The sequence below is a fragment of the Curtobacterium sp. ABR8 genome (assembly GCF_057812125.1).
Window position 1 is genome coordinate 1,714,143 of record NZ_CM173818.1, and the last position, 22,914, is coordinate 1,737,056.

A 22,914-nucleotide genomic window follows, 5' to 3' on the forward strand; every position below is an offset into this window, starting at 1 on the left:
GTGTCCTCGTCCTCCCGCCTCGAGTCCCTCGACAGCTGGTACGCCGAGGGGTGGAAGGGCCTGAACGTCGCCGTCCTCGGCCTCGGCGCGACCGGCTTCTCGGTCGCCGACACCCTGGTCGAGCTCGGCAGCGCGGTCACGGTGTACTCGACCGACGCGCCGTCGGACAGCGTCGAGCTGCTCGACGTCATCGGGGCCCGCTTCGTGCAGACCCCGCTCGACGCCGTCCCGGCCGCGCTGCAGGAGCAGGCGCCCGACGTCGTCATCGTGTCGCCCGGCCTGCCGCCGCACAACGCGACCGTGCAGTGGTCCGTCCGGAACAGCACCGTGTGGGGCGACATCGAGCTCGCCTGGCGCGTGCGCGACAAGGTCGTGCGCGGCCCGGTCGCGGCGCCGTGGATCACGATCACGGGCACCAACGGCAAGACCACCACCACGCAGCTCACGACCGCGATGTACGAGGCCGGCGGCCTGCGTGCCGTGGCCTGCGGCAACATCGGTGTGCCGGTGCTCGACGTCGTGCGCGACCCGGACGGCTACGACGTCCTCGTGGTCGAGCTCTCGAGCCACCAGCTGCACTACATGGCGACCTCGGGGGACGGTGCGGTCGTGCCGCTCGCGAGCGCCTGCCTGAACATCGCCGACGACCACCTCGAGTGGCACGGCTCCGCCGCGGCCTACCGGGCCGCGAAGGCCAAGGTCTACGAGCGCACCGTGATGGCGTGCGTCTACAACACCGCCGACGACGTCACGCGCGACATGGTCCAAGAAGCCGACGTGGTCGAGGGCTGCCGTGCCGTCGGCTTCACGCCCGGGGTGCCCGCGCCCGGCGACGTCGGCATCGTCGAGGACGTCCTCTGCGACCGGGCCTTCACCGAGGACCGTCGGAACAGCGCGCTCGAACTCTCGACCGTCGCCGACCTCGAGGCCGCCGGGCTCGCCAGCCCGCACATGACGATGAACGTGCTCGCCGCCGCCGCGCTCGCCCGCGCCGGCACGGTCCAGCCGAGCGCGATCCGTTCCGCGGTCCGCGCCTTCCGCGCCGACCACCACCGCACGGAGCTCGTGGCCGAGTCGGCGGGCATCGCGTGGGTCGACGACTCGAAGGCGACGAACCCGCACGCCGCCACCGCGTCACTGGCGTCGTTCGACACCGTCGTCTGGATCGTCGGGGGCCTGTTCAAGGGCGTCGACGTGGACGCCCTCGTCGAGCGGTTTGGCCCCGAGGTGCGCGCCGTCGTGGTGATCGGCACCGACCGGACCCCCGTCCTGGAGGCATTCGCGCGACACGCGTCCGGGGTGCCGGTGCTCCAGGTGGAGACGACGGACACTGATCAGGTCATGCCCGAGGCGGTCCGGCATGCCGCATCGGTCGCGAGACCGGGCGACACGGTCCTCCTCGCCCCGGCGGCTGCGTCGTTCGACCAGTTCGGCTCCTACGCCGACCGGGGGCGTCGTTTCGCGGCGGCGGTCCACGAGCACCTGGGAGGCAACGCCGATGGCGACGACGGATCTTCCGAACAGTCGTAGCACGCCGGCGACGGGCACCCCGCGTCGCACGAACGGCGCACTCGTCGCCGTCAAGAACGTCTTCGTCGCCGAGTCGAGCACCTTCTACACGATCCTCGGCGTCACGCTGTTCCTGGTCGTCTTCGGCGTCGTGATGGTCCTGTCGTCGTCGAGTGTCGAGCAGTACGCCGCGACGCACGACTTCTTCGGTGCGGCGTCCCGCCAGGGCCTCTACGCCGTCCTCGGCGTGCCGCTCATGCTCGTCGCGAGTCGTGTCCCGACCCGGCTGTGGCGGAAGTGGGCGATGCGCCTGCTCGGCGCCGCGCTCGCCCTGCAGCTCCTCGTCTACACACCGCTCGGCATCGACGTCCAGGGCAACCGGAACTGGATCGGCATCGGCTCGTTCACCGCGCAGCCGTCCGAGGTCGTCAAGCTCGGACTGGTGCTCGGCATCGGCGCGATCATGTACGTCAAGCGCGACAAGCTCGACGACTGGAAAGAGGTGTTCATCCCGATCGGGATCGCCTCGCTCCTGTCGCTCGGCCTCGTGATCCTCGGTGGCGACCAGGGCACCGCGATGATCATGCTCATCCTGGTCCTCGGTGCGCTCTACGTCGGCGGCGCCCGGGCTCGGCACCTGCTGGTCGGCCTGGCGGCGATGGCCGTCATGCTGCCGTTCGTGACGATGGCCTCGTCGTCCCGTCAGGTGCGCATCAGCGCGTGGCTGTCCGGCTGCACCGACTCGAACCAGTACGCCGACCTGTGCTGGCAGCCCGTGCACGGCATGTGGGCGCTGGCGTCCGGTGGCGTGTTCGGCGTCGGGCTCGGCAACTCGAAGGCGAAGTGGTCGTGGCTGCCGGAGGCGGACAACGACTACATCTTCGCGATCATCGGCGAGGAGCTCGGGCTGATCGGCGCCGTCGTCGTGCTCGCACTGTTCGTCGTGCTCGCCGTCGGCATGATCAAGATCATCCGGCAGTCCCGCGACCCGTTCGTGAAGACCGTCACGGGCGGCATCCTCGCGTGGATCATCGGCCAGGCGCTGGTGAACATCGCCGTGGTCCTCGGCCTGCTCCCGGTCCTCGGCGTCCCACTGCCGCTCATCTCGGCCGGCGGGTCCGCGCTCATCATGACCCTGGTGGCGATCGGCGTCGTGCTGTCGTTCGCCCGTGATCTGCCCGGCAAGAACGACCCGCGCACCACGAACCCGCCCCTCGACAGCACCACCACGAACGGACGACTCCGGTGAGCAAGTACCTCTTCGCCGGCGGGGGCACCGCCGGCCACGTCAACCCGTTGCTCGCGGTCGCCGACCGGCTGACCGAGCGAGAGCCGGACGCCGAGGTGCTCGTCCTGGGCACCGCCGAGGGGCTCGAGTCCCGCCTGGTGCCGATGCGCGGCTACGAGCTCCTCACGATCCCGCGTCTCCCGTTCCCCCGGAAGCTGGGCGGCGCAGCCCTGCGCTTCCCGCAGCGGTTCGCAGCGGCCGTCAAGCGCACCGAGCAGATCATCCGGGAGCGCGAGGTCGAGGTCGTCCTCGGCGTCGGCGGCTACGCGGCGGCACCGGCGTACATCGCGGCCCGGCGCACCGGCACCCCGATCGTCGTGCACGAGCAGAACGCGAAGCCCGGGCTGGCCAACCGCCTCGCCGCGTTCCTCACCGACCACGTCGGCCTGACCTTCTCGAACACCCGACTGCGGCACGGCCGGGTCGTGGGCATGCCGCTCCGGCGTGAGATCGAGTCGCTCGACCGTCGTGCGAGCCGGCCTGCGGCCCTCGCGGAGTTCGGGCTCGACCCGTCCCGCCCCGTGCTGCTCGTCACGGGTGGCTCATCGGGCGCCCGCAGCATCAACCGCACGATCAACGCGTCCGCGGCGACGATCGTGGGTGCCGGTTGGCAGGTCCTGCACGTCGTCGGTGCGGCGTCCGACATCGGTCCGAGCGACCTCGACGGCTACCACGTGCTGGCGTACTGCGACCGGATGGACCTGGCGTACGCGGCGAGCGACTTCGTCGTGTCGCGCTCCGGCGCCGGCATGGTCTGCGAGCTCACCGCGGTCGGGCTGCCGAGCGTGCTCGTGCCGTACCCTGTCGGCAACGGCGAGCAGCGCCACAACGCGAAGGACGTCGTCGACGCCGGGGGAGCGGTGCTCGTGGCGGACGGGGAATTCGACCAGGACTGGGTGACGTTCCAGCTCCTGACGATCCTGCAGGACCGGTCCCGCATCGCGGACATGACGGTCCGGGCGGGCAGCGTCGGGCACCGCGACGGTGCCGACCGGATGACCGACCTCGTCCTCGACGCCGCGAGGCACGCGCAGCACGGCACCGGCGCAGCCAGCACCACGGAGGAACCATGACCATCAAGCCCGACCTGACGCAGCCGATCCCGGACGACCTCGGCACCGTGCACTTCGTCGGCATCGGCGGCGCCGGCATGAGCGGCATCGCACGGATGTTCCTGGCCGCCGGCCACCGCGTCACCGGCAGCGACTCCCGCGAGACCGAGACGACGGGCATCATGCGCGACCTCGGTGCCGCGGTGCACATCGGCCACGACGCCGCGAACGTCGGCGACGCGGACACCATCGTCGTCACGAGCGCGCTGTGGCCGGACAACCCCGAACTGCTCGAGGCGCAGCGCCGCGGTCTGCCGGTTCTGCACCGGTCGCAGGCCCTGGCCGCCCTGATCGCCGAGCACCGTCTCGTGGCGGTCGCCGGTGCCCACGGCAAGACCACCTCGACCGGCATGATCGTCACCGCGATGGTCGAGCTCGGCCTCGACCCGAGCTTCGTCAACGGCGGCGTCATCCAATCGCTCGGGACGAGCTCGGCGCCGGGCACGAGCGATCTGTTCGTGGTCGAGGCCGACGAGTCCGACGGTTCGTTCCTGCTCTACGACGTCGCCGTGGCCCTCATCACGAACGTCGACGCCGACCACCTCGACCACTACGGCAGCGAGGAGGCGTTCACCGAGGCGTTCGTCGAGTTCGCCGCGAAGGCGAGCGAGCGCATCGTCATCTCGAGCGACGACGCCGGTGCCAAGACCGTCACGGCCGGCATCCGGCAGCGCGCCGACGCCCCCGAGGTCGTCACCTTCGGCGAGGCCGTCGACGCCGACGTGCGCATCGAGCGGATCACCGAGGCCGCGGGCGTCGAGGTCGAGTTCCGCGCCGGCGGCGAAGCACACCACCTGACACTGCGCGTGCCGGGCCGACACAACGCGATCAACGCCGTCGGCGCCTTCGCGGTCCTGACCGGCCTGGGCGTCAGCGCCGCGGACGCGATCCGCGGGCTCGAGGCCTTCGGCGGCACCCAGCGGCGCTTCGAACTGCACGGCGTCGAGCGCGGGGTGTCCGTCTACGACGACTACGCGCACCACCCGACCGAGGTCGCGGCGGCACTGAAAGCCGCCCGCAACGTCGTCGGCGACGGCCGCATCATCGCCATCCACCAGCCGCACCTGTATTCCCGCACCCGCCTGATGGCCGGTGACTTCGCCCGGGTCTACGAGGAACTCGCCGACCACACCGTCGTCCTCGACGTCTACGGTGCGCGCGAGGACCCGGAGCCCGGCGTGACCGGTGCCCTGGTGCAGGAGCGGTTCGCCGACCAGTCCCGCGTGGAGTTCCTGCCCGACTGGGACGAGGCCGCCGCCCGTGCCGCCGCGGTCGCCCGTGACGGCGACATCATCATGACGCTCAGCTGCGGTGACGTGTACCGGATCATCCCGCAGGTGCTCGGTGCCCTCCACGACGACGGCGCGCTGACGCGGTGAAGCGACCAGAGGGGTTCGACGAGGGGGACGTCCGCAGGGACGTCCCGGCCGAGGGCGCCGACGCGCCCCGGCAGCGTCGTGGTCCCTCGATGCCGCGGCTCCCGTTCCGTGGGCGCTCCGCGGACGACCGGGAGGCCCGTCCCGCGTCCGACGAGTCGGCTGCGGTCGACGAGGCCCCGGCCCCCACCACCCCGACCACCGATGCTGCCGACTCGACGCGTGACCGCGTCGGCACCCTCGCGGGCGCGGCCGGCCGCCGCGTCGGCGCCGGCTTCGGGGCCGTCGCCGACCGCCTGCGCGAGTACACGCCGGACGAGGACCACCGCGACTCGCGCCCCGACGCGGGCAACGCGCCCCGAGGAGACGGGGCGCGACGACCGTCCGGGGGCGCGGCGGGCAGTGCACGCGACCAGGACGCGACCGTGACGGACGTGCTCGACGCGGGCAGTGCCTCCCGGCCGGTCCACCACGACGACGCACCGATCGGTGCCGGCGTCCGCGCGGCCGAGACCGCACGCGAGGCGCGCGTCGCGAAGCGCCGCCGCCGCCTGCTCGAACGGGCAGAGGTCCGTCGCTTCACCCGCCGCAGCCGTCACCGGCGCGCTGCCTGGATCACCGCGGCCGGCATCGTGCTCGTGCTCGGCGTCTCGATCCTGGTGGCGGTCTTCTCGCCGCTGATGGCGCTGCAGACGATCGAGGTGAAGGGCACGAACCGCGTCGACGAGACCGCGTTGCGACAGGCACTGTCCGACCAGGTCGGCACGCCGCTCGCGCGACTCGACTTCGACGCGATCAAGCAGGACATCGCCGGCTTCCCGCTCATCGAGAGCTACGTGACGGAGGAGGCGCCGCCGCACACCCTCGTCGTGACGGTCACCGAGCGCACGCCCGTCGTGGCCGTGAAGTCCGGCAGCTCGTTCGACCTCGTCGACCCGGCCGGCATCGTCGTGCAGTCGTCGCCGAAGCGTCCGGCCACGATGCCGCTCGCCGACATCGCCCGCGCGCGCCTCGGGTCCTCGAGCTTCCGCACCATGACCGAGGTCGTCCTGGCGCTGCCCTCGACGGTGCGGTCGCAGGTCACGCGGGTCGCCGGGTCCACCGCCGACGACGTGACCCTGACCCTCAAGGACGGCTCGACCGTCGTGTGGGGGAGCCCCGACGACTCCGACACGAAGGCCGCGCTGCTCGCCGCCCTGGTGAAGGACCACGCGGCACGGAACCCGGGCGTCGTCGTCGAGTACGACGTGTCGGCACCGGACAACGGCGTGATCCGCGCGAAGGACTGAATTGCCGACCTGATCGGCGACACGCGGCGTGGCGGGGCGACAGTGCGCGGAACCCACCCGTAGCGTCGGAGCCAGCACCACATCTACCAGCATTGCCCCTGAACTTCAAGTAGAGGTTGAGGGTTCAACCGGAGGCCTGACTGACGTGACCACGAACCACAACTACCTCGCCGTCATCAAGGTCGTCGGTGTCGGCGGCGGCGGCGTCAACGCCGTCAACCGGATGATCGAACTCGGCCTCCGTGGCGTCGAGTTCATCGCGATCAACACCGACGCCCAGGCGCTGCTGCTCAGCGACGCCGACGTCAAGCTCGACGTCGGCCGCGAGATCACCCGCGGTCTCGGCGCCGGCGCGGACCCCGAGGTCGGCCGTCGTGCCGCCGAGGACCACGCCGAAGAGATCGAAGAGGCCCTCGCGGGTGCCGACATGGTCTTCGTCACCGCCGGCGAAGGCGGTGGGACCGGCACGGGTGGTGCGCCCGTCGTCGCCCGCATCGCCAAGTCCATCGGCGCGCTCACCATCGGCGTGGTCACGAAGCCGTTCAGCTTCGAGGGCAAGCGTCGTCAGTCGCAGGCCGAGAACGGCGTCGCCGGGCTCAAGGACGAGGTCGACACGCTCATCGTCGTACCGAACGACCGCCTGCTCGAGATCAGCGACCGCGGCATCTCGATGGTCGAGGCCTTCGCCACCGCCGACCAGGTGCTCCTCGCCGGCGTGCAGGGCATCACCGACCTCATCACCACCCCTGGTCTCATCAACCTCGACTTCGCCGACGTCAAGTCCGTCATGCAGGGTGCGGGATCCGCGCTCATGGGCATCGGCTCGTCGCGGGGTGCCGACCGCGCCATCAAGGCCGCGGAGCTCGCCGTGGCGTCGCCGCTGCTCGAGGCCTCGATCGACGGCGCGCACGGCGTGCTGCTCTCGATCCAGGGTGGCTCGAACCTCGGCATCTTCGAGATCAACGACGCCGCCCGTCTGGTGCAGGAAGCCGTGCACCCCGAGGCGAACATCATCTTCGGTGCGGTCATCGACGACACCCTCGGCGACGAGGTCCGCGTGACCGTCATCGCCGCGGGCTTCGACGGCGGCGAGCCGGCGCAGCAGCAGAAGGAGCGTCGCTCGAGCTACGTCGACCCCGAGTCGAGCGCGACGGCCCCCGTCGCCGCGTCGACCGGTGCGATCGAGGACTCCAGCACGTCGAGCCCGTCCTGGGCCTCGCAGGAGCACCAGCCGCCGGTGCAGCGCGCCGCCGACCCGGCGTTCGACGACGACGACGAGCTCGACGTCCCCGACTTCCTGAAGTAACCGTTCCATGGCAGGTGATCCGCGCCTCCCGTCCTCGTCACCAGACGACGGACTGGAGGCGCGTCTCGCGTCCGTCCGGAGTGGCATCGCCGACGCGGCGCGCGCCGCCGGGCGCTCGGCCGACGACCTCACGCTCATCGTCGTCACGAAGTACCACCCGGCATCCCTCGTCCGGGCCCTGGCGTCGCTCGGGGTCACCGACGTGGGGGAGAACCGCCACCAGGAGGCCCAGTCCAAGGCCGCCGAGCTCGACGACCTCGCCCTGACCTGGCACTTCGTCGGGCAGCTGCAGTCGAAGAAGGCCCGGCAGGTCCGTCGGTACGCGCACGTCGTGCAGTCCCTCGACCGCACCTCGGTGGTGGACGCCTTCGCGCCGACGGAGGCCGAACCGGAGCCGCCGGTCATCGACGGGTTCGTGCAGGTCAACCTGACCGACGACCCCGGCCGAGGCGGCGTGCAACCGGACGACGTCGAGGCGATGGCCACACGCGTGCTCGAGACCGGCACGATCCGGCTGCGGGGCGTCATGGCGGTCGCACCCCTCGACGAGGAACCCCGCGCGGCCTTCGCACGACTCCGGACGATCTCCGAGCGGGTCGTGTCACTCGCACCCGGCGCCACCGACATCTCGGCCGGCATGAGCGGCGACTACGCCGACGCCGTGCTCGAGGGCGCGACACACCTGCGGATCGGCACCGCAATCACGGGAAATCGGCCGGCGGCACCCTAGCCTCGTTGCAGGGCATCCACGTGCACCAACCTCCGGAGGAACCATGGCCAACCCGCTGAAGAAGACGATGGTCTACCTCGGCCTCGCCGACGAGGAACTCGACTACGAGGACGAGCAGCCGCAGCAGGCTGCCCCCGCGCGGCAGCAGGCCCCGGAGGCGAAGGCGGCCGCGCCGCAGGAGTCGGCCGCCCCGGCGGACGCTCCCGCCGCCGCCGCGGCTCCGGCCCCGGCCGCCGCTCCGGCGCCCAAGACGCACACCCACCAGCGCGGCGCCCAGGTCACTCCGCTCCGCCGCTCGCACACGACCGCACAGAAGGCGACCCCGGTCCAGGAAATGAACGAGATCCTCACCGTCCACCCGCGCGAGTACAAGGACGCCCAGTCCATCGCCGAGAGCTTCCGCGACGGCATCCCCGTCATCATCAACCTCTCGCAGATGACCGAGAACGACGCTCGTCGCATGATCGACTTCGCGTCGGGCCTGTCGCTCGGCCTGTACGGCAAGATCGAGCGCGTCACGAACAAGGTCTTCCTCCTGTCGCCCGCACACGTCGCAGTGAGCGGCGAGCCGGCTGAGGTAGAGTCCGACATCGAGGCGAACTTCTTCGCCCAGTCCTGAGCCGCCCGCGGCCACCCGCCCGTGAGCGTCGTCGCATGACGCCGCTCGCCCGAGACGAGCGAGCCCCATCGTGTCCGTGATCCTAGGGATCATCTCCCTCGCCCTCCTGCTGTACTTCTTCGTGATGTGGGGGCGGTTCGCGCTCGACCTCGTGCAGAACTTCAACCGGTCCTGGCGACCGCGCGGGGGACTGCTCGTGGTCTCCGAGTTCGTCTACACGATCACCGACCCGCCGATCCGCGCGGTCCGGCGGGTCCTGCCGCCGCTCCGCATGGGGCCGGTGGCACTCGACTTCGGCTGGACGATCGTCATGCTCGTCGTGATCATCGCCCGGGTCGTCGTCAACGGGATCGCCGTCGCGGTCTGACCCGATCCGGGTCCTTCCCGGGTCGATCCTGGCCCGCGACACGCGCCGCGCCGAGAGCGCGGTGATCGTTCCGGTCCGTCGTCGGTGTACGGTGGTCGGGATCGATGCTCGCCTCCGGCGCGGCATCCGCACCACAGGGCGCGACTGGTAGGTTCGGTCGCGACGCAAGTGGTTCCACACGTTCAGCAGTTCTATTGAGGTGACGGCAATGGCTTTGACGCCGGAAGACGTAGTCAACAAGCGGTTCCAGCCGACGAAGTTCCGCGAGGGCTACGACCAGGACGAGGTCGACGACTTCCTCGACGAGGTCGTGGTCGAGCTGCGCCGCCTGACCGCGGAGAACGACGAGCTCCGCCAGCGCCTGCAGGCGGCCGAGTCCGCTCCGCAGTCGGCGCAGACCGAGCAGCCCGCTCCGGCGGCCGAGCCCGAGCCGGAGCCCGTGCCGGCCCCGGTCGAGGCGGCTCCCGAGCCCGCTCCGGTCGCAGCGGCTGCCCCGGCGACCACGGTCCCGGCGGACGAGGACACCGAGGGCACCACGAACCTCCTGACGCTCGCGCGCCGTCTCCACGAGGAGCACGTCCGCGAAGGCATCGAGAAGCGCGACGCGCTCATCGCCGAGGGCACCGCCCAGGCAGCGCGTCTGGTCTCCGAGGCCGAGGCCAAGCAGCGCCAGATCATCGCCGACACCGAGAACACGAACCGTCAGCGTGTCCAGGTGCTCGAGCAGGAGCAGCGCCAGCTCGAGGGCAAGATCGACGAGCTCCGGACGTTCGAGCGCGACTACCGCGCCCAGCTCAAGAGCTACATCCAGGGGCAGCTCTCCGAGCTCGACTCCTCGAACGAGCAGTCCGGTCTCACCCCGGCGCCGGCATCGGCGCAGGGCTTCGGCAACTGACGTTGTCGCGACCAGCAACACGAGCGAAGGTCAGTGTCCGCGCTATCGCGGCACTGGCCTTCGCCGCTGTCGTGGTGGTGGCGTTCGACCAGGTCGCCAAGGCGCTGGTCGTCGCGAACCTTCCGTACGGCACCCCCGTCCCGGTCCTGGGCGGGGCGCTCCAGTTCCTGTACGTCCGGAACCCCGGGGCGGCGTTCTCCTTCGCGGTGAACATGACGTGGGTGTTCTCGGTCATCTCGGCCGCGGTCGTCGTCGCGATCATCATCTACTCGCGGCGGATCCGCTCGATGTGGTGGGCCGTCGTGCTCGGCATGCTGCTGGGCGGCGCGCTCGGCAACCTGATCGACCGGCTCTTCCGTGAACCCGGCTTCGGCCGAGGCCACGTGGTGGACTTCATCTCCACCCCGTGGATGATGCCGGCGATCTACAACGTCGCCGACTCGTTCATCTGCATCAGCATGGTGGTCTTCGTGCTGCTGGTGATCGTCGGCGTGAACCTCGACGGGTCCCGCACGGTCTCGGCCAAGCGCGCAGCACAGGCGGACACGGCGGAGCCGCTCGACGGCGGGGCCGCGTTCTCGGTCCCCGCAGCCGACGCGGGATCGCCCGCAGCCGACGTGGCGGAGCCGGAGCGGGCCTCCCGTCCGGACCGCCGCGACCGTCGCGACACGCTGGGGCACGACGCCACGTGACCGAGTCGCGTTCCCTCCCCGTCCCCGACGGGCTCGCCGGCGAGCGTGTCGACGCCGCCATCGCGAAGCTCCTCGGGTTCAGCCGGTCGTTCGCGGCCGACGTCGTCGCAGCGGGCGGGGTCCGGGTCGACGGCGTCCCCGTCGAGAAGTCGGACCGCCTGCACGCCGACTCGTGGCTCGAGGTCGAGTGGTCCCCGAAGGAGCCGCCGCGCATCGTGCCGGCGGTCGTGCCGGGGATGACGATCGTGCACGACGACGAGGACATCGTCGTCGTCGACAAGCCCGTCGGCGTCGCCGCACACCCCTCGCCCGGGTGGGACGGCCCGACCGTGCCCGGGGGCCTGGCGGCCGCCGGCTTCACGATCGCCACCTCGGGTGCCGCGGAGCGCGCGGGCATCGTGCACCGCCTCGACGTCGGCACGTCCGGGCTCATGGTCGTCGCGAAGACCGAGCTCGCCTACACGCACCTCAAGCGTGCCTTCAAGGAGCGCACGGTCGAGAAGGTCTACCACGCGCTCGCGCAGGGGCACCCCGACCCGACCTCGGGTACCGTCGACGCCCCCATCGGGCGGCACCCGTCGAGCGACTGGAAGTTCGCGGTCACCGCCGACGGCAAGCCGAGCGTCACCCACTACGAGACGCTCGAGGCGTTCCGCTCGGCGACCCTGCTCGAGGTGCACCTGGAGACCGGCCGCACCCACCAGATCCGCGTGCACATGGCGGCGACGCGCCACCCGCTGGTCGGCGACACGATGTACGGCGCGGACCCGGCGCTCGCACAGGAGCTCGGGCTGACGCGCCAGTGGCTCGACGCCGTGCGCCTCTGGTTCGACCACCCGCGCACCGGTGAGTGGGTGTCGTTCCGGGCGGAGTACCCGGACGACCTGCGCCTCGCGCTCGACCGGATCCGCGCCGCCTCGTCCTGACGGGGGCGCGCGTCGGGCCCGCGCGGTCGCGTCGGCCGTGTCGTGTCGCCGCGTGGTCCGTCGAGGTTCCGAAATCTCGGCATGTCGGCGCCCTCGGCACCGGTTCGTGGAACCTCGGCGATGCGCGGGCGGCATGTCGTGGAACCTCGACAGGGGCGCCACGGGCGCGTTGCGCGCGTGCTCCGGTCGGGAGGCCCGTCTCGGCCCCGCCCCGTGCCTCCTGCCCGCCACGCGCGGACTCCACCGCCGAGGGGCCACGATCTGCACACCTCGCGCCCGCCACGCGTCGGTTCCTGCACCCTCGCCGGACTGCGTGCGGCGTGTCGTGCGACCTCGGCGGGAGACCGCTCCGACGCGCGCGGGTTTGTCCTCGGTCGCGGTTAGGCTGTTCGCGTCCCGCAAGCAGCTCGTTCGACCGGAGGTTCCGTGGCGGATTCCGACTCCTTCGTCCACCTGCACGTGCACAGCGAGTACTCGATGCTCGACGGCGCGGCCAGGCTCGGCGACCTCGTGCAGGAGACCGCTGCGCAGGGCATGCCGGCCGTGGCGGTGACCGACCACGGCAACATGTTCGGCGCATTCGAGTTCTGGAAGGCCGCCAAGGCCGGTGGCGTGAAGCCGATCATCGGGACAGAGGCGTACATCACGCCCCGGACGCACCGCACCGACAAGACCCGTGTGCGCTGGGGCGACGGCGGTGGCGACGACGTCTCCGGCGCCGGCTCGTACACGCACATGACGATGTTCGCCGAGAACACCACGGGCATGCACAACCTGTTCCGGCTGTCGTCGAAGGCCTCGCTCGAGGGCTACTACTTCAAGCCGCGCATGGACATCGAGCTGCTGCAGGAGTACCACGAGGGCATCATCGCCACGACCGGCTGCCCCTCGGGCGAGGTCCAGACGCGTCTGCGCCTCGGCCAGTACGACGAAGCCGTCAAGGCCGCCGCCGACTACCGGGACATCTTCGGCAAGGAGAACTACTTCGCCGAGGTCATGGACCACGGGCTCGAGATCGAGCGCCGGATCATGAGCGACCTCATCCGGCTGGCGAAGGACCTCGACATCCCGCTGGTCGGCACGAACGACCTGCACTACACGCACTCGCACGACGCCAAGTCGCACGCCGCCCTGCTCTGTGTGCAGTCGGGCTCGACGCTGAACGACCCGAACCGCTTCAAGTTCGACGCCGACGAGTTCTACCTGAAGTCCCCGCAGCAGATGCGGCACGTCTTCCGCGACAACCCCGAGGCGTGCGACAACACCCTGCTGATCGCCGAGCGCTGCAACGTCGAGTTCGACACCTCGGCCAACTACATGCCGAAGTTCCCGGTGCCCGAGGGGGAGACCGAGCACTCCTGGTTCGAGAAGGAGGTCGCGAAGGGGCTGGAGTACCGGTACCCGGGCGGCATCCCGGCCGAGGTCCAGGAGCGTGCCGACTACGAGGTCGGCATCATCAACCAGATGGGGTTCCCCGGGTACTTCCTGGTGGTCTCCGACTTCATCCTCTGGTCGAAGAACAACGGCATCCGCGTCGGCCCGGGCCGTGGTTCCGGTGCCGGGTCGATGGTCGCTTACGCGATGCGCATCACCGACCTCGACCCGATCCGCCACGGGCTCATCTTCGAGCGCTTCCTGAACCCGGACCGCGTCTCGATGCCCGACTTCGACGTCGACTTCGACGACCGTCGCCGCGGTGAGGCGATCAAGTACGTCACCGAGAAGTACGGGTCCGAACGCGTCGCGCAGATCGTCACGTACGGCACGATCAAGGCGAAGCAGGCACTGAAGGACTCCTCGCGCGTCCTCGGGTTCCCGTTCGGCATGGGTGAGAAGCTCACGAAGGCCATGCCGCCGCCCGTGATGGGCAAGGACATCCCGCTCACCGGGATCTTCGACAAGGACCACCCGCGCTACAAGGAAGCCGTCGACGTCCGCACCGTGGTCGAGACCGACCCCGAGGCGAAGACCGTCTTCGACACCGCGCTCGGGCTCGAGGGGCTGAAGCGCCAGTGGGGCGTGCACGCGGCCGGCGTCATCATGTCGAGCGACCCGCTCATCGACATCATCCCGATCATGAAGCGGGAGCAGGACGGCCAGGTCGTCACGCAGTTCGACTACCCGGCAGCGGAGTCGCTCGGCCTGATCAAGATGGACTTCCTGGGGCTCCGCAACCTCACGATCATCAGTGACGCCCTCGACAACATCAAGACCAACCGTGGGATCGAGCTCGACCTCGAGACCATGGGACTCGAGGACCCCGAGGCGTACGCGCTCCTGCAGCGCGGTGACACGCTCGGTGTCTTCCAGCTCGACGGTGGACCCATGCGTGGGCTGCTGCGCCTGATGAAGCCCGACAACTTCGAGGACATCTCCGCGCTCATCGCCCTGTACCGCCCGGGCCCCATGGGTGCGAACTCGCACACGAACTACGCCCTCCGCAAGAACGGCGAGCAGGCGATCACGCCGATCCACCCGGAGCTCGAAGAGCCGCTGTCGGAGATCCTCGGCGGCACCTACGGCCTGATCATCTACCAGGAGCAGGTCATGGCCATCGCGCAGAAGGTCGCGGGGTTCTCCCTAGGCCAGGCGGACATCCTCCGCCGCGCGATGGGCAAGAAGAAGAAGTCCGAGCTCGACAAGCAGTACGCGGGCTTCGAGAAGGGCATGCAGGACAACGGCTACTCGGCCGCTGCGATCAAGATGCTGTGGGACATCCTGCTGCCGTTCTCCGACTACGCGTTCAACAAGGCGCACTCCGCCGCGTACGGCGTCGTGTCGTTCTGGACCGCGTACCTGAAGGCGCACTACCCGGCCGAGTACATGGCGGCGCTGCTCACCTCGGTGGGCGACGCCCGCGACAAGCTCGCGCTGTACCTGAACGAGTGCCGCCGCATGGGCATCAAGGTCATGCCGCCGGACGTCAACGAGTCGATCGGCTTCTTCGCGGCCGTCGGTGAGGACATCCGTTTCGGCATGGGCGCGATCCGCAACGTCGGGTTCAACGTCGTCGACGACATCGTGAAGGCCCGCACCGAGAAGGGCGCGTTCGAGTCGTTCCACGACTTCCTGCGCAAGATCCCGATCTCGTCGGCGAACAAGCGCACGGTCGAGTCGCTCATCAAGGCGGGTGCGTTCGACGAGTTCGGCGACTCCCGCCGCGCCCTGGTCGAGATCCACGAGGGTGCGGTCGAGGGCGCCGTCAAGGTCAAGCGCGACGAGGCCCACGGCAACGTCGGCTTCGACTTCGACTCCCTCTTCGCCGAGGTCGCCGAGGAGTCGCCGGCCACCGGTCCGGTGTCGCAGGTGCCCGACCGGCCGGAGTGGTCCAAGCGCGACAAGCTCGCGTTCGAGCGCGACATGCTCGGGCTCTACGTCTCGGACCACCCGCTCGCGGGGCTCGAGATCGAGCTCGCGAAGCACCAGTCGATCACCATCGCCGACCTCATCGCGGCCGACGACTCGATCGAGGGGGAGACCGTCACGGTCGCGGGGCTGCTGACGAGTGTGCAGCACCGGGTGGCGAAGACGAGCGGCAACCCGTACGGCATCGTCGACATCGAGGACTTCGGCGGCCAGATCGGCGTGATGTTCCTCGGCAAGACCTACCAGGAGTTCGGGCCGTCGCTCGTGGCCGACTCGATCGTCGTCCTGCGCGGTCGTGTGAACGTCCGCGACGACGGCAAGGCCCTGCACGCGGTGAGCATGTTCCAGCCGGCGATCGGCGACGCGATGGGCTCCGGCCCGCTCACGTTGTCGCTGCCGGAGCGGCAGGCGACCACGTCCACCGTGACGGAGCTCGCAGCCGTGCTCGGACGGCACCAGGGGGAGACCGAGGTCCGGCTGAAGCTGCTCAAGGACGACGTCGCGCGCACGTTCGAGCTGCCGTTCCCGGTGAACCTGACACCCGACCTGTTCGGCGAGCTGAAGAGCCTGCTCGGGCCGCGGTGCCTGGTGTAGCAGGGATGTGACCGTGGCCGGACACCGGATCTTCGGGACGCCCTTCGCGGCGGTCTACCCGCACTACCTCGCGAAGGTGGAGCGGAAGGGCCACACGAAGGCCGAGCTCGACACCGTCATCCGGTGGCTGACCGGCTTCGACGAGGCGGCGCTCGCGCGACACCTTGCCGACGAGACCACGTTCGAGGACTTCTTCGCCGCCGCGCACGTGCACCCGAACGCGCCGCTGATCACCGGCGTGATCTGCGGTGTGCGCATCGAGGAACTCGACGACCCGCTCATGCGGCAGATCCGGTACCTCGACAAGCTCGTCGACGAGGTCGCGAAGGGCCGCCCGATGACGAAGGTGCTGCGGAGCGCGTGAACGGCACCGAGCTGGTCGCTCCCGACGCCGGGGCGCTGCACGCGTTCGGTGTGGGAGCGTTCATGCCGGTGCCGCTCACGGGCGGGCGTGGACTGACCTGGCGCGCGGGCGGCGTCGTGCTCCGTCCGCACGACGGCCCGGCGGTGACCGACTGGCGTGCCGACCTCCTGGCCGACCTCGAGCACTCGGCCGGGTTCCGCACACCCCGCCCGGTGGCCACCCACGACGGGAGCTGGCGGTCGGGGAACTGGGAGGCCTGGGAGTTCGTCGCCGGTCGAGCCGACGAGTCCCGCGTCGAGGACGTGGTCCAGGCAGGCCGTGCCTTCCACCGCGCGGTCGCGGGCGTCGATCGACCAGCGTTCCTCGGCACGGCGTCCACCACCGGAGCCGCCACGGACCCGTGGGCCCGTGCCGACCGGATGGCGTGGGGCGAGGAACCGCTGTCGACGGACCCCACCCTCGACCGGCTCGCGGCGTCGTTCCGTCCGGTCCACGCGCCGTCGCAGCTGGTCCACGGTGACCTGCTCGGCAACGTGCTGTTCGCCGAGGCGTCAGCACCGACGATCATCGACTGGCCGCCGTACTGGCGTCCGGCGGCGTTCGGCACCGCGATCGCGGCCGTCGACGCGGTGTGCTGGCACGGCGTCGCGGTCGAGCGACTCGACACGCTCGGAGCCGGTGAGCCCGAGTGGCGGCAGCTGCTGGTCCGGGCCCTCGCGTTCCGCATCGCGACGCTGCACCTGTTGGGTGCGTGGGACGCGACGAGCATCGCACGCCACCGTGCGATCATCGACGCGGTCGTCTGACGGGAGGCCCGTGGCGGGTCCGCCACGGGCCTCCCGTCATGACACGGCCTGGGGCAAGAGCAACGACTTCTTCTTCGGGTCCCGCTATGCAGCAGGGTTCGGGTTGACCGAGCAGAGAACTCGTGCCACTGGGAAGGCGGGGAAGAGTCGTGGCGCCGCCGTGGACTGAGCCGTCAGCCGCAGGCGGAAGGATCCGGTGATGTCGAACCAGGTTCCACGAACCTGTCCGACGCCGACATCGGTCGAGTACCTGGTGGTGCCGTCTGTTGACACGCTCATCGCAGCGTGACTGCCGGACTCCGACTCGTCCGTGACCCCGAACTTCGACGAGAACGTCGTGCAGTGGTATCCGAGGTTCCACTCGGACCACGTGGAGTCGTCGCCACTCATCCAGTACTCGCCTGCGATCGCGGAGGGGTAGCGCGTCCCTGCAACGCGGACGTTCGAGACTGCAGACATCGCGGAGTAGTTGTTCTCGTCCACGATCTCCTGCTCGGTCAGCGGGAACCACTGCCAGACGTAGATGCCCTGAACGGCCTGGGATTTCGCGAGCGTCCTGGTCCCGGCGAACCGGAGGACGTACTTGACGGAGCCGGCATTCTGGTTCACCGGGATGGTGACTTTGAACTTGCTGGCCGAGTTCACACGGGTGGACACCCCGAGCGCCGCGGTGTTCTTGCCTCGGACGACGTACACGTTGAGAACTTGGTTCCGGAGGTTGGCGGAGGTCCAGCCGCTGAGGGTGAGCTTGTCGCCCTTCACCACCTTCGATTTGCTGGTCGTCGAGGTCGCGGTGATCGCGATCTTGGACGGGGACGCTGCGGCCTGTGCCGGGACGGCGGTACCGAGGAGCGCAGCGATGGTGAGGCAAGAAGCAGCGATCGCGGACACCGTCAGGCGTCGCGATCGACCGAGGGGTCGGGGCATGGTGTGAGTCCTTCGGGTGAGCTCAGTTCAGTACCGGCGGGTACTGCTGGGCTCAACCTAGTGATTGCCGCAAGAACTGACAAGAGTTCGCTTTGAGAGGGCGGAAACCCGGCGTCGCTGAGTCAGAGGCTACGGCCGGTGATCGCGCGGATCCGCGCGACGATGCGTGGGTTCCGGGCCCCGAAGCTCAGGGCCGTGAGCCGGCGGAGCGACACGGTCGCCCGGTGGACGAGCAGGCCCGTCGCCTCGGCGATGTCCGAGACAGCGTGCCAGCGCGCTCGGAGCGACGCGGGGTCGATCTCGGTGTCGGCCGCCATCCGGATCAACTCGACGAGTCCGTCGCCGCCGCGCCAGGACGTGCTCTGGTTCTCGAAGCGACGGAGGATGCGGTCGATCGCCGACGCACGGTGGTTCGCGACCGCGTGCGACCAGCGGATGTCGTGGGAGACCGGGTCGACGAGGATCCAGCGCGGCGCATTGGCGTTGAGCGCGGACAGCTGCGCGAAGGTCGTCAACGCCCCGAGCGCGACGGCCACGTCGAAGATCTGGCGAGGACGGCCGCCGACGGCGATGAGGGCTCCGGGGAACGTCTGCCGTGCCGACCGGATCTGCGCCTTCGAGACGATGACCGTGACGACCACGTCGTCCGCCGCGCACGCGAGGGTGTCCCGGACACGTGCCACGACCTCCGGGGTGATCTCCGTCGGCAGGTGCAGGGCCACGCGCACGACGTCGTCGTCGGGCAGGAACGCGTCGGCGAACACGTCGACGGCGTCACGGTAGCGGGCGAGGAACAGCGCGACTGCGCCGGCGTAGAACGGGTACCGCTCGAGCAGGATGCGCTCGTGCTCCAGGCGGAGCGAGGGGCCGCGGTCGCCGCTGAAGCTCGTCGAGCCGGTGTGCAGGACGAGCGCGCGGTTCGCCAGCACCGAGGTGTAGCCGTGCTCGTTGATGCGCAGGCAGAAGTCGTTCTCCTCGCCGTAGCCGGGGGAGAACACCTCGTCGAACAGGCCGAACCGGTCGATCACCTCACGCCGGATGAGGAAGCAGAAGCCCATCGCCACGGGCGAGACCGTGTGCCGGGGGAGCAGGTACTTCGTCCGGCCGTGCAGCTCGCGTGTGCGGCGCGGGGGCAGCGTCGCCCGGGGGTTGCGCCGGGCGTAGGGGAACGACGCGATGGTCGCGTTGTCGCTCCGCGCGCACACCACCCCGATCGCGTCGTCGGACGCCAGCACGGCGGTCATCTCGTCGAGGAAGCCCGGCATCGGCACCGTGTCGCTGTTCAGCAGCAGGACGTCGTTGCCGGTCCGGTCGAGCTCGAGGACGGCGCGGTTGCAGTTGCCGACGAACCCGAGGTTGCGCGGGTTGCGGGTGTACTCGAAGCCGGGGTGCTCACCGACGAGCTCGAGGACGCGGGCCTCGATGGCGTCGACGTGGGGTCCGACGTCGTTGGCCAGCAGGACCCGGTCGACCGAGAAGTCGACGGTCTCGAGGAGCGCCTCGATGCAGCGCTCGAGGCCGGGGAGGTCGTCGTAGATCGGGACGACGATCGTCACCGGACGCCGGTCGCGGCTCATCGGCGCACCAGCTTCCGTGCGACCACACCCGGTCGGGCGAGGAGTCGGCCGACCGTCCCGGAGCGGGCGCGGACACGGTTCGCGAGCAGGCCGAGCGCGGCGCGCGCACTCGTGGCGCCGAGCGAGGCGTAGGCACCGGGGAGCTCGAACCAGTACCGCGCAGCCTGGGGGAGTCGGTAGCCCTCGGTGCCGACCAGCGCGACGAGGCATGCGATCGCCGCCGCGTTGTCGTGACCCGCGCCGGTGACCGACGCGAGCCGGTCCGGAGCAGCCGCGCCGTGCCTCCTGGCCGTCTCCGGCTCCGCCGCGTACGTCGCGAGCGCGTCCGTGAGCGCCGTGACGTCGTCGGCGTCCACGAGCACGCCGGTGATGCCGTCGTCGACGAGCTCGGCGCTCCCGCCCTGGCGGGTCGCGACGACCGCCTTGCCCAGGGTCATGTACTCGGCCGTCGTGCGACCGAAGGCCTCGATCGTCGACGGGGTGATGCAGACGTCCGCAGCCTCGATGAACGGGGCGGGCGTGTGCTGCTCGCCCGCGAACACGACACGGTCGGCGACGCCGAGCGCGCGGGCGCGCTCGGTCAGGCGCTGGTCCTCGCCGGGGTGCTTCCAACTGCCGACGAAGCAGACGCTCGCGGCGACCCCGCGCTCGTGCAGCGCACCCAGGGCGTCCACGACACGGTGCTGGCCCTTCGACTCCTCGACACGGCCGAGGACCGTGATCCGGAGGCCGGGCTCGGCCTGCGGGAACGGCGCCACCGCCGGCGTCTCGTCCTTCGAGGCCAGGAGGCGCTCGGTGTCGACCGTCGGGTAGGCGACGGAGAGCTTGTCGGCGGGGATGTACTGCGCCAGGTGCTCGCGCATCGCCTCGGAGTTGGTCACGACGGCACCGGACAGCATGCCGATGTCACCGAGGACACCCGCACGCCCGGTCTGGAACTGCAGCCCGTGGTCGAGGTCGCCGTACTCGCGGACGAACCACGCCTGCGGGATCCCGAGGACCGCGGCGGCGAAGGACGCCCACGGTGCGACGAGGGTGTTCGTGACCACGAGGTCCGGGCGTTGCCGCTCGTACAGGCGGATGATCGCGTTCACCGCGGCGTAGTCGACGGTGGCGAACGCCGCGCGTTCCGCGGCCGGAGCCGGCTGCGGGCTCGGCAGCGCCCACCCGCGGAACCGCAGCGCGTCGTAGGACCAGCCGCGGTCGTCGAGCGCCTCGGTGAACTTGCCCTTCGGGGCCTTCGTGACGAAGGTCGGGGTCATCGTCGGGTCGATCGCCAGCCAGTCCTCGACGAACCGGAGGAGGGACCGCTCCGCGCCGCCGAGGTTGACGGGCGCCGTCGAGTGGTTGGCGAAGCTGACGATCACTGTGTCAGCCTACAAACGTTTGGGCGAGTCTTCGTCATGTCGATGCCGCGCGGGTCCGCTCGAACATGCAGAAGACAACGACTGTGCGAGAATGTCTCGTCCCCGAATCCCTGTGAGGAGCGCTCCGTTGCGCCCCGGAGGAGCCAGCACCCGAAGCATGACGTACCTGAACGAGCTCATGTCGTCGCGCGAGTTGCTGGCGAACCTCACCGCCCGTGAGGTCAAGGGCAAGTACCGCCGCACGGTCTTCGGGCAGCTTTGGTCCCTGATCAACCCGCTCGCAACGATGCTGATCTACACGATCGTGTACTCGTTCATCTTCCGGGCGCGGCTCGAGGTCGGTGACCCCAGCGGACTGAGCATCTACCCGCTGTGGCTCATGTGCGGCTTGCTGCCGTGGATCTTCGCGCGCAACGTCATCAACTCGGGGATGACCTCGATCGTTGCCAACGGGTCGCTGATCAAGAAGGTCTACTTCCCGAGGATGGCCCTCCCGATCGCCGCGGTCGGTTCCTTCGGGTTCACCTGGCTGGTCGAGATGGGGGTGCTCCTCATCGCCCTCGCGATCGCCGGTTCGAACTTCTGGGTCTACCTGCCGGTCATCGTCATCACGATGCTGCTCCTGGCCATGTTCTCCTGCGGTGTCGGACTCGTCCTCGCCATCGTCAACGTGCACTTCCGTGACATGCAGCACCTCGTCGGCATCGCGCTCCAGATGTGGATGTACCTGTCGCCGATCATCTACCCGATCTCGCTCGTCGAGGACGCCGCCGACAAGGCGGGGCACCCGTGGATCCTCACGCTGTACCGGCTCAACCCGATCGAGCGGTTCTCGACCGTCTTCCGGAACCTCATGTACGACAACCGATTGCCCGAGTGGGGCGATCTGCTCGCCTGCCTGGTCTGGGCATGCGCGAGCCTGGCGATCGGCTACGTGGTGTTCTCCCGGAACGAGAAGAAGTTGGCGGAACTGCTGTGAACGACGTCGCTGTCTCCGTGGAACACCTCGCCAAGCGGTTCCGCATGTTCCACGAGCAGAACAACACCCTGAAGAGTGCAGTGATGCGCGGACGGAAGTCGGTCCACGAGGACTTCTGGGCGCTCAAGGACGTGTCGTTCGAAGTGCCTCGCGGAAGTACGTTCGGACTGATCGGCCGGAACGGGAGCGGGAAGTCGACGCTGCTCAAGTGCCTCGCGAAGATCCTGTACCCGGACCAGGGTCGTATCCAGGTGCATGGTCGCCAGGCGTCGCTCCTCGAGGTCGGATCGGGCTTCCACCCGGAGCTGTCCGGTCGTGAGAACGTGTTCCTCAACGGGTCCATCCTCGGGATGACGAAGAAGGAAGTCACTCGCAAGTTCGACGAGATCGTCTCCTTCGCGGGCGTCGGCGACTTCATCGACCAGCCCGTGAAGAACTACTCGTCCGGCATGTACGTCCGACTCGGCTTCTCGGTGGCCGTGGCGGGGACTCCCGATGTGCTCGTCGTCGACGAGGTGCTCGCCGTCGGTGACGCGACCTTCCAGAAGCGCTGCCGCACGAAGTTCCGGGAGATGCGTGAAGAGGGCCGGACGGTGATCCTCGTGTCCCACTCGATGAGCACGGTCCGCGACATGTGCGATCAGGTTGCCTGGCTCGATGCAGGGCAGCTGCGTGGCGCGGGTGACGCGACCCCTGTCATCGACGCGTACAACGCCACGGTCTGATCGAGGTTGCGCTCGTCGGTGATCGTGACCGTTAGTTGACTCAGAATCACCTATGATTCTGCCGAAACTGTTCGTTCCCTCCTGAAACGAGTTTGCCCTG

At 69.8% G+C, this 22,914-nt stretch carries 20 protein-coding genes; 17 read left to right on the forward strand and 3 right to left on the reverse strand.

The window, feature by feature from the left end; translation table 11 throughout:
- The 15 genes from murD to ACXKZB_RS08370 all read left to right on the forward strand — a co-directional run bounded on the left by murD (position 1) and on the right by ACXKZB_RS08370 (position 17,239).
- Positions 1-1,530 (forward strand): UDP-N-acetylmuramoyl-L-alanine--D-glutamate ligase, encoded by a 1,530-nt coding sequence (gene murD / locus ACXKZB_RS08300; protein WP_488825648.1) that lies wholly within the window; start codon positions 1-3, stop codon positions 1,528-1,530.
- Positions 1,499-2,758, forward strand: a complete 1,260-nt coding sequence (gene ftsW, locus ACXKZB_RS08305) for a putative lipid II flippase FtsW (protein ID WP_456795958.1) — start codon at positions 1,499-1,501, stop codon at positions 2,756-2,758. Before murD ends, ftsW begins: the two co-directional genes overlap by 32 nt.
- A complete protein-coding gene (locus tag ACXKZB_RS08310; protein WP_488825649.1) occupies positions 2,755-3,870 on the forward strand; it encodes a UDP-N-acetylglucosamine--N-acetylmuramyl-(pentapeptide) pyrophosphoryl-undecaprenol N-acetylglucosamine transferase in 1,116 nt (371 codons plus the stop codon). Before ftsW ends, ACXKZB_RS08310 begins: the two co-directional genes overlap by 4 nt.
- The gene (gene murC, locus ACXKZB_RS08315; RefSeq protein WP_488825650.1) at positions 3,867-5,288 is read left to right on the forward strand and encodes a UDP-N-acetylmuramate--L-alanine ligase; all 1,422 of its coding nucleotides are present in this window, start codon (positions 3,867-3,869) and stop codon (positions 5,286-5,288) included. Before ACXKZB_RS08310 ends, murC begins: the two co-directional genes overlap by 4 nt.
- Positions 5,285-6,574, forward strand: a complete 1,290-nt coding sequence (locus ACXKZB_RS08320; protein WP_488825651.1) for a cell division protein FtsQ/DivIB — start codon at positions 5,285-5,287, stop codon at positions 6,572-6,574. The genes murC and ACXKZB_RS08320 overlap by 4 nt, the downstream gene beginning before the upstream one ends.
- A 145-nt stretch (positions 6,575-6,719) precedes the next feature.
- On the forward strand, positions 6,720-7,880 hold the full coding sequence (ftsZ, locus tag ACXKZB_RS08325; RefSeq protein WP_111085783.1) for a cell division protein FtsZ: 1,161 nt from the start codon (positions 6,720-6,722) through the stop codon (positions 7,878-7,880).
- Between the two features lie 7 nt (positions 7,881-7,887).
- Positions 7,888-8,610 carry a YggS family pyridoxal phosphate-dependent enzyme gene (locus ACXKZB_RS08330; RefSeq protein ID WP_488825652.1) on the forward strand — a complete coding sequence of 241 codons (723 nt, stop codon included), beginning with the start codon at positions 7,888-7,890 and terminating at the stop codon, positions 8,608-8,610.
- A gap of 43 nt (positions 8,611-8,653) precedes the next feature.
- Positions 8,654-9,229 carry a cell division protein SepF gene (locus ACXKZB_RS08335; RefSeq protein WP_488825653.1) on the forward strand — a complete coding sequence of 192 codons (576 nt, stop codon included), beginning with the start codon at positions 8,654-8,656 and terminating at the stop codon, positions 9,227-9,229.
- A 70-nt stretch (positions 9,230-9,299) separates the two neighbouring features.
- Positions 9,300-9,596: a YggT family protein gene (locus ACXKZB_RS08340; RefSeq protein WP_111085780.1), complete on the forward strand. Its 297-nt coding sequence runs from the start codon at positions 9,300-9,302 to the stop codon at positions 9,594-9,596.
- 208 nt (positions 9,597-9,804) lie between these two features.
- Complete coding sequence (locus ACXKZB_RS08345) at positions 9,805-10,491, forward strand: DivIVA domain-containing protein (protein WP_340197015.1); 687 nt, start codon at positions 9,805-9,807, stop codon at positions 10,489-10,491.
- 2 nt (positions 10,492-10,493) lie between these two features.
- The gene (gene lspA, locus ACXKZB_RS08350) at positions 10,494-11,183 is read left to right on the forward strand and encodes a signal peptidase II (protein ID WP_488825654.1); all 690 of its coding nucleotides are present in this window, start codon (positions 10,494-10,496) and stop codon (positions 11,181-11,183) included.
- Positions 11,180-12,109 (forward strand): RluA family pseudouridine synthase, encoded by a 930-nt coding sequence (locus ACXKZB_RS08355; protein WP_488825656.1) that lies wholly within the window; start codon positions 11,180-11,182, stop codon positions 12,107-12,109. Before lspA ends, ACXKZB_RS08355 begins: the two co-directional genes overlap by 4 nt.
- A gap of 477 nt (positions 12,110-12,586) precedes the next feature.
- Entirely contained in the window at positions 12,587-16,069 is a 3,483-nt protein-coding gene (gene dnaE, locus ACXKZB_RS08360) for a DNA polymerase III subunit alpha (RefSeq protein WP_396291110.1), read from the forward strand.
- Positions 16,070-16,082: 13 nt separating this feature from the next.
- On the forward strand, positions 16,083-16,433 hold the full coding sequence (locus tag ACXKZB_RS08365; protein WP_488825657.1) for a DUF2200 domain-containing protein: 351 nt from the start codon (positions 16,083-16,085) through the stop codon (positions 16,431-16,433).
- Positions 16,430-17,239 carry a hypothetical protein gene (locus ACXKZB_RS08370; protein ID WP_488825658.1) on the forward strand — a complete coding sequence of 270 codons (810 nt, stop codon included), beginning with the start codon at positions 16,430-16,432 and terminating at the stop codon, positions 17,237-17,239. The genes ACXKZB_RS08365 and ACXKZB_RS08370 overlap by 4 nt, the downstream gene beginning before the upstream one ends.
- 84 nt (positions 17,240-17,323) lie before the next feature.
- Here the strand turns inward: ACXKZB_RS08370 and ACXKZB_RS08375 are convergent, their stop codons facing one another.
- The 3 genes from ACXKZB_RS08375 to ACXKZB_RS08385 form a co-directional block, all read right to left on the reverse strand.
- Entirely contained in the window at positions 17,324-18,166 is an 843-nt protein-coding gene (locus ACXKZB_RS08375) for a hypothetical protein (protein ID WP_488825659.1), read from the reverse strand.
- Between the two features lie 122 nt (positions 18,167-18,288).
- A complete protein-coding gene (locus ACXKZB_RS08380) occupies positions 18,289-19,743 on the reverse strand; it encodes a glycosyltransferase family 2 protein (RefSeq protein ID WP_488825660.1) in 1,455 nt (484 codons plus the stop codon).
- Positions 19,740-21,110 (reverse strand): glycosyltransferase family 4 protein, encoded by a 1,371-nt coding sequence (locus tag ACXKZB_RS08385; protein ID WP_488825661.1) that lies wholly within the window; start codon positions 21,108-21,110, stop codon positions 19,740-19,742. The genes ACXKZB_RS08380 and ACXKZB_RS08385 overlap by 4 nt, the downstream gene beginning before the upstream one ends.
- A 157-nt stretch (positions 21,111-21,267) precedes the next feature.
- Between ACXKZB_RS08385 and ACXKZB_RS08390 the strand changes: the two genes are divergently transcribed.
- Together ACXKZB_RS08390 and ACXKZB_RS08395 are read left to right on the forward strand one after the other, a co-directional pair.
- A complete protein-coding gene (locus ACXKZB_RS08390; protein WP_396290960.1) occupies positions 21,268-22,089 on the forward strand; it encodes an ABC transporter permease in 822 nt (273 codons plus the stop codon).
- Positions 22,086-22,814, forward strand: a complete 729-nt coding sequence (locus ACXKZB_RS08395; RefSeq protein WP_488825663.1) for an ABC transporter ATP-binding protein — start codon at positions 22,086-22,088, stop codon at positions 22,812-22,814. The genes ACXKZB_RS08390 and ACXKZB_RS08395 overlap by 4 nt, the downstream gene beginning before the upstream one ends.
- The last annotated feature ends 100 nt before the right edge of the window (positions 22,815-22,914 follow it).

Coding starts and splice junctions, on each gene's coding strand:
- dnaE (WP_396291110.1), top strand. CDS start 12,587: ATGCTCGACGGCGCGGCCAGGCTCGGCGACCTCGTGCAGGAGACCGCT.
- ACXKZB_RS08345 (WP_340197015.1), top strand. CDS start 9,805: ATGGCTTTGACGCCGGAAGACGTAGTCAACAAGCGGTTCCAGCCGACG.
- ACXKZB_RS08335 (WP_488825653.1), top strand. CDS start 8,654: ATGGCCAACCCGCTGAAGAAGACGATGGTCTACCTCGGCCTCGCCGAC.
- ftsW (WP_456795958.1), top strand. CDS start 1,499: ATGGCGACGACGGATCTTCCGAACAGTCGTAGCACGCCGGCGACGGGC.
- murC (WP_488825650.1), top strand. CDS start 3,867: ATGACCATCAAGCCCGACCTGACGCAGCCGATCCCGGACGACCTCGGC.
- ACXKZB_RS08380 (WP_488825660.1), bottom strand. CDS start 19,743: ATGAGCCGCGACCGGCGTCCGGTGACGATCGTCGTCCCGATCTACGAC.
- ACXKZB_RS08330 (WP_488825652.1), top strand. CDS start 7,888: ATGGCAGGTGATCCGCGCCTCCCGTCCTCGTCACCAGACGACGGACTG.
- ACXKZB_RS08375 (WP_488825659.1), bottom strand. CDS start 18,166: ATGCCCCGACCCCTCGGTCGATCGCGACGCCTGACGGTGTCCGCGATC.
- ACXKZB_RS08390 (WP_396290960.1), top strand. CDS start 21,268: ATGACGTACCTGAACGAGCTCATGTCGTCGCGCGAGTTGCTGGCGAAC.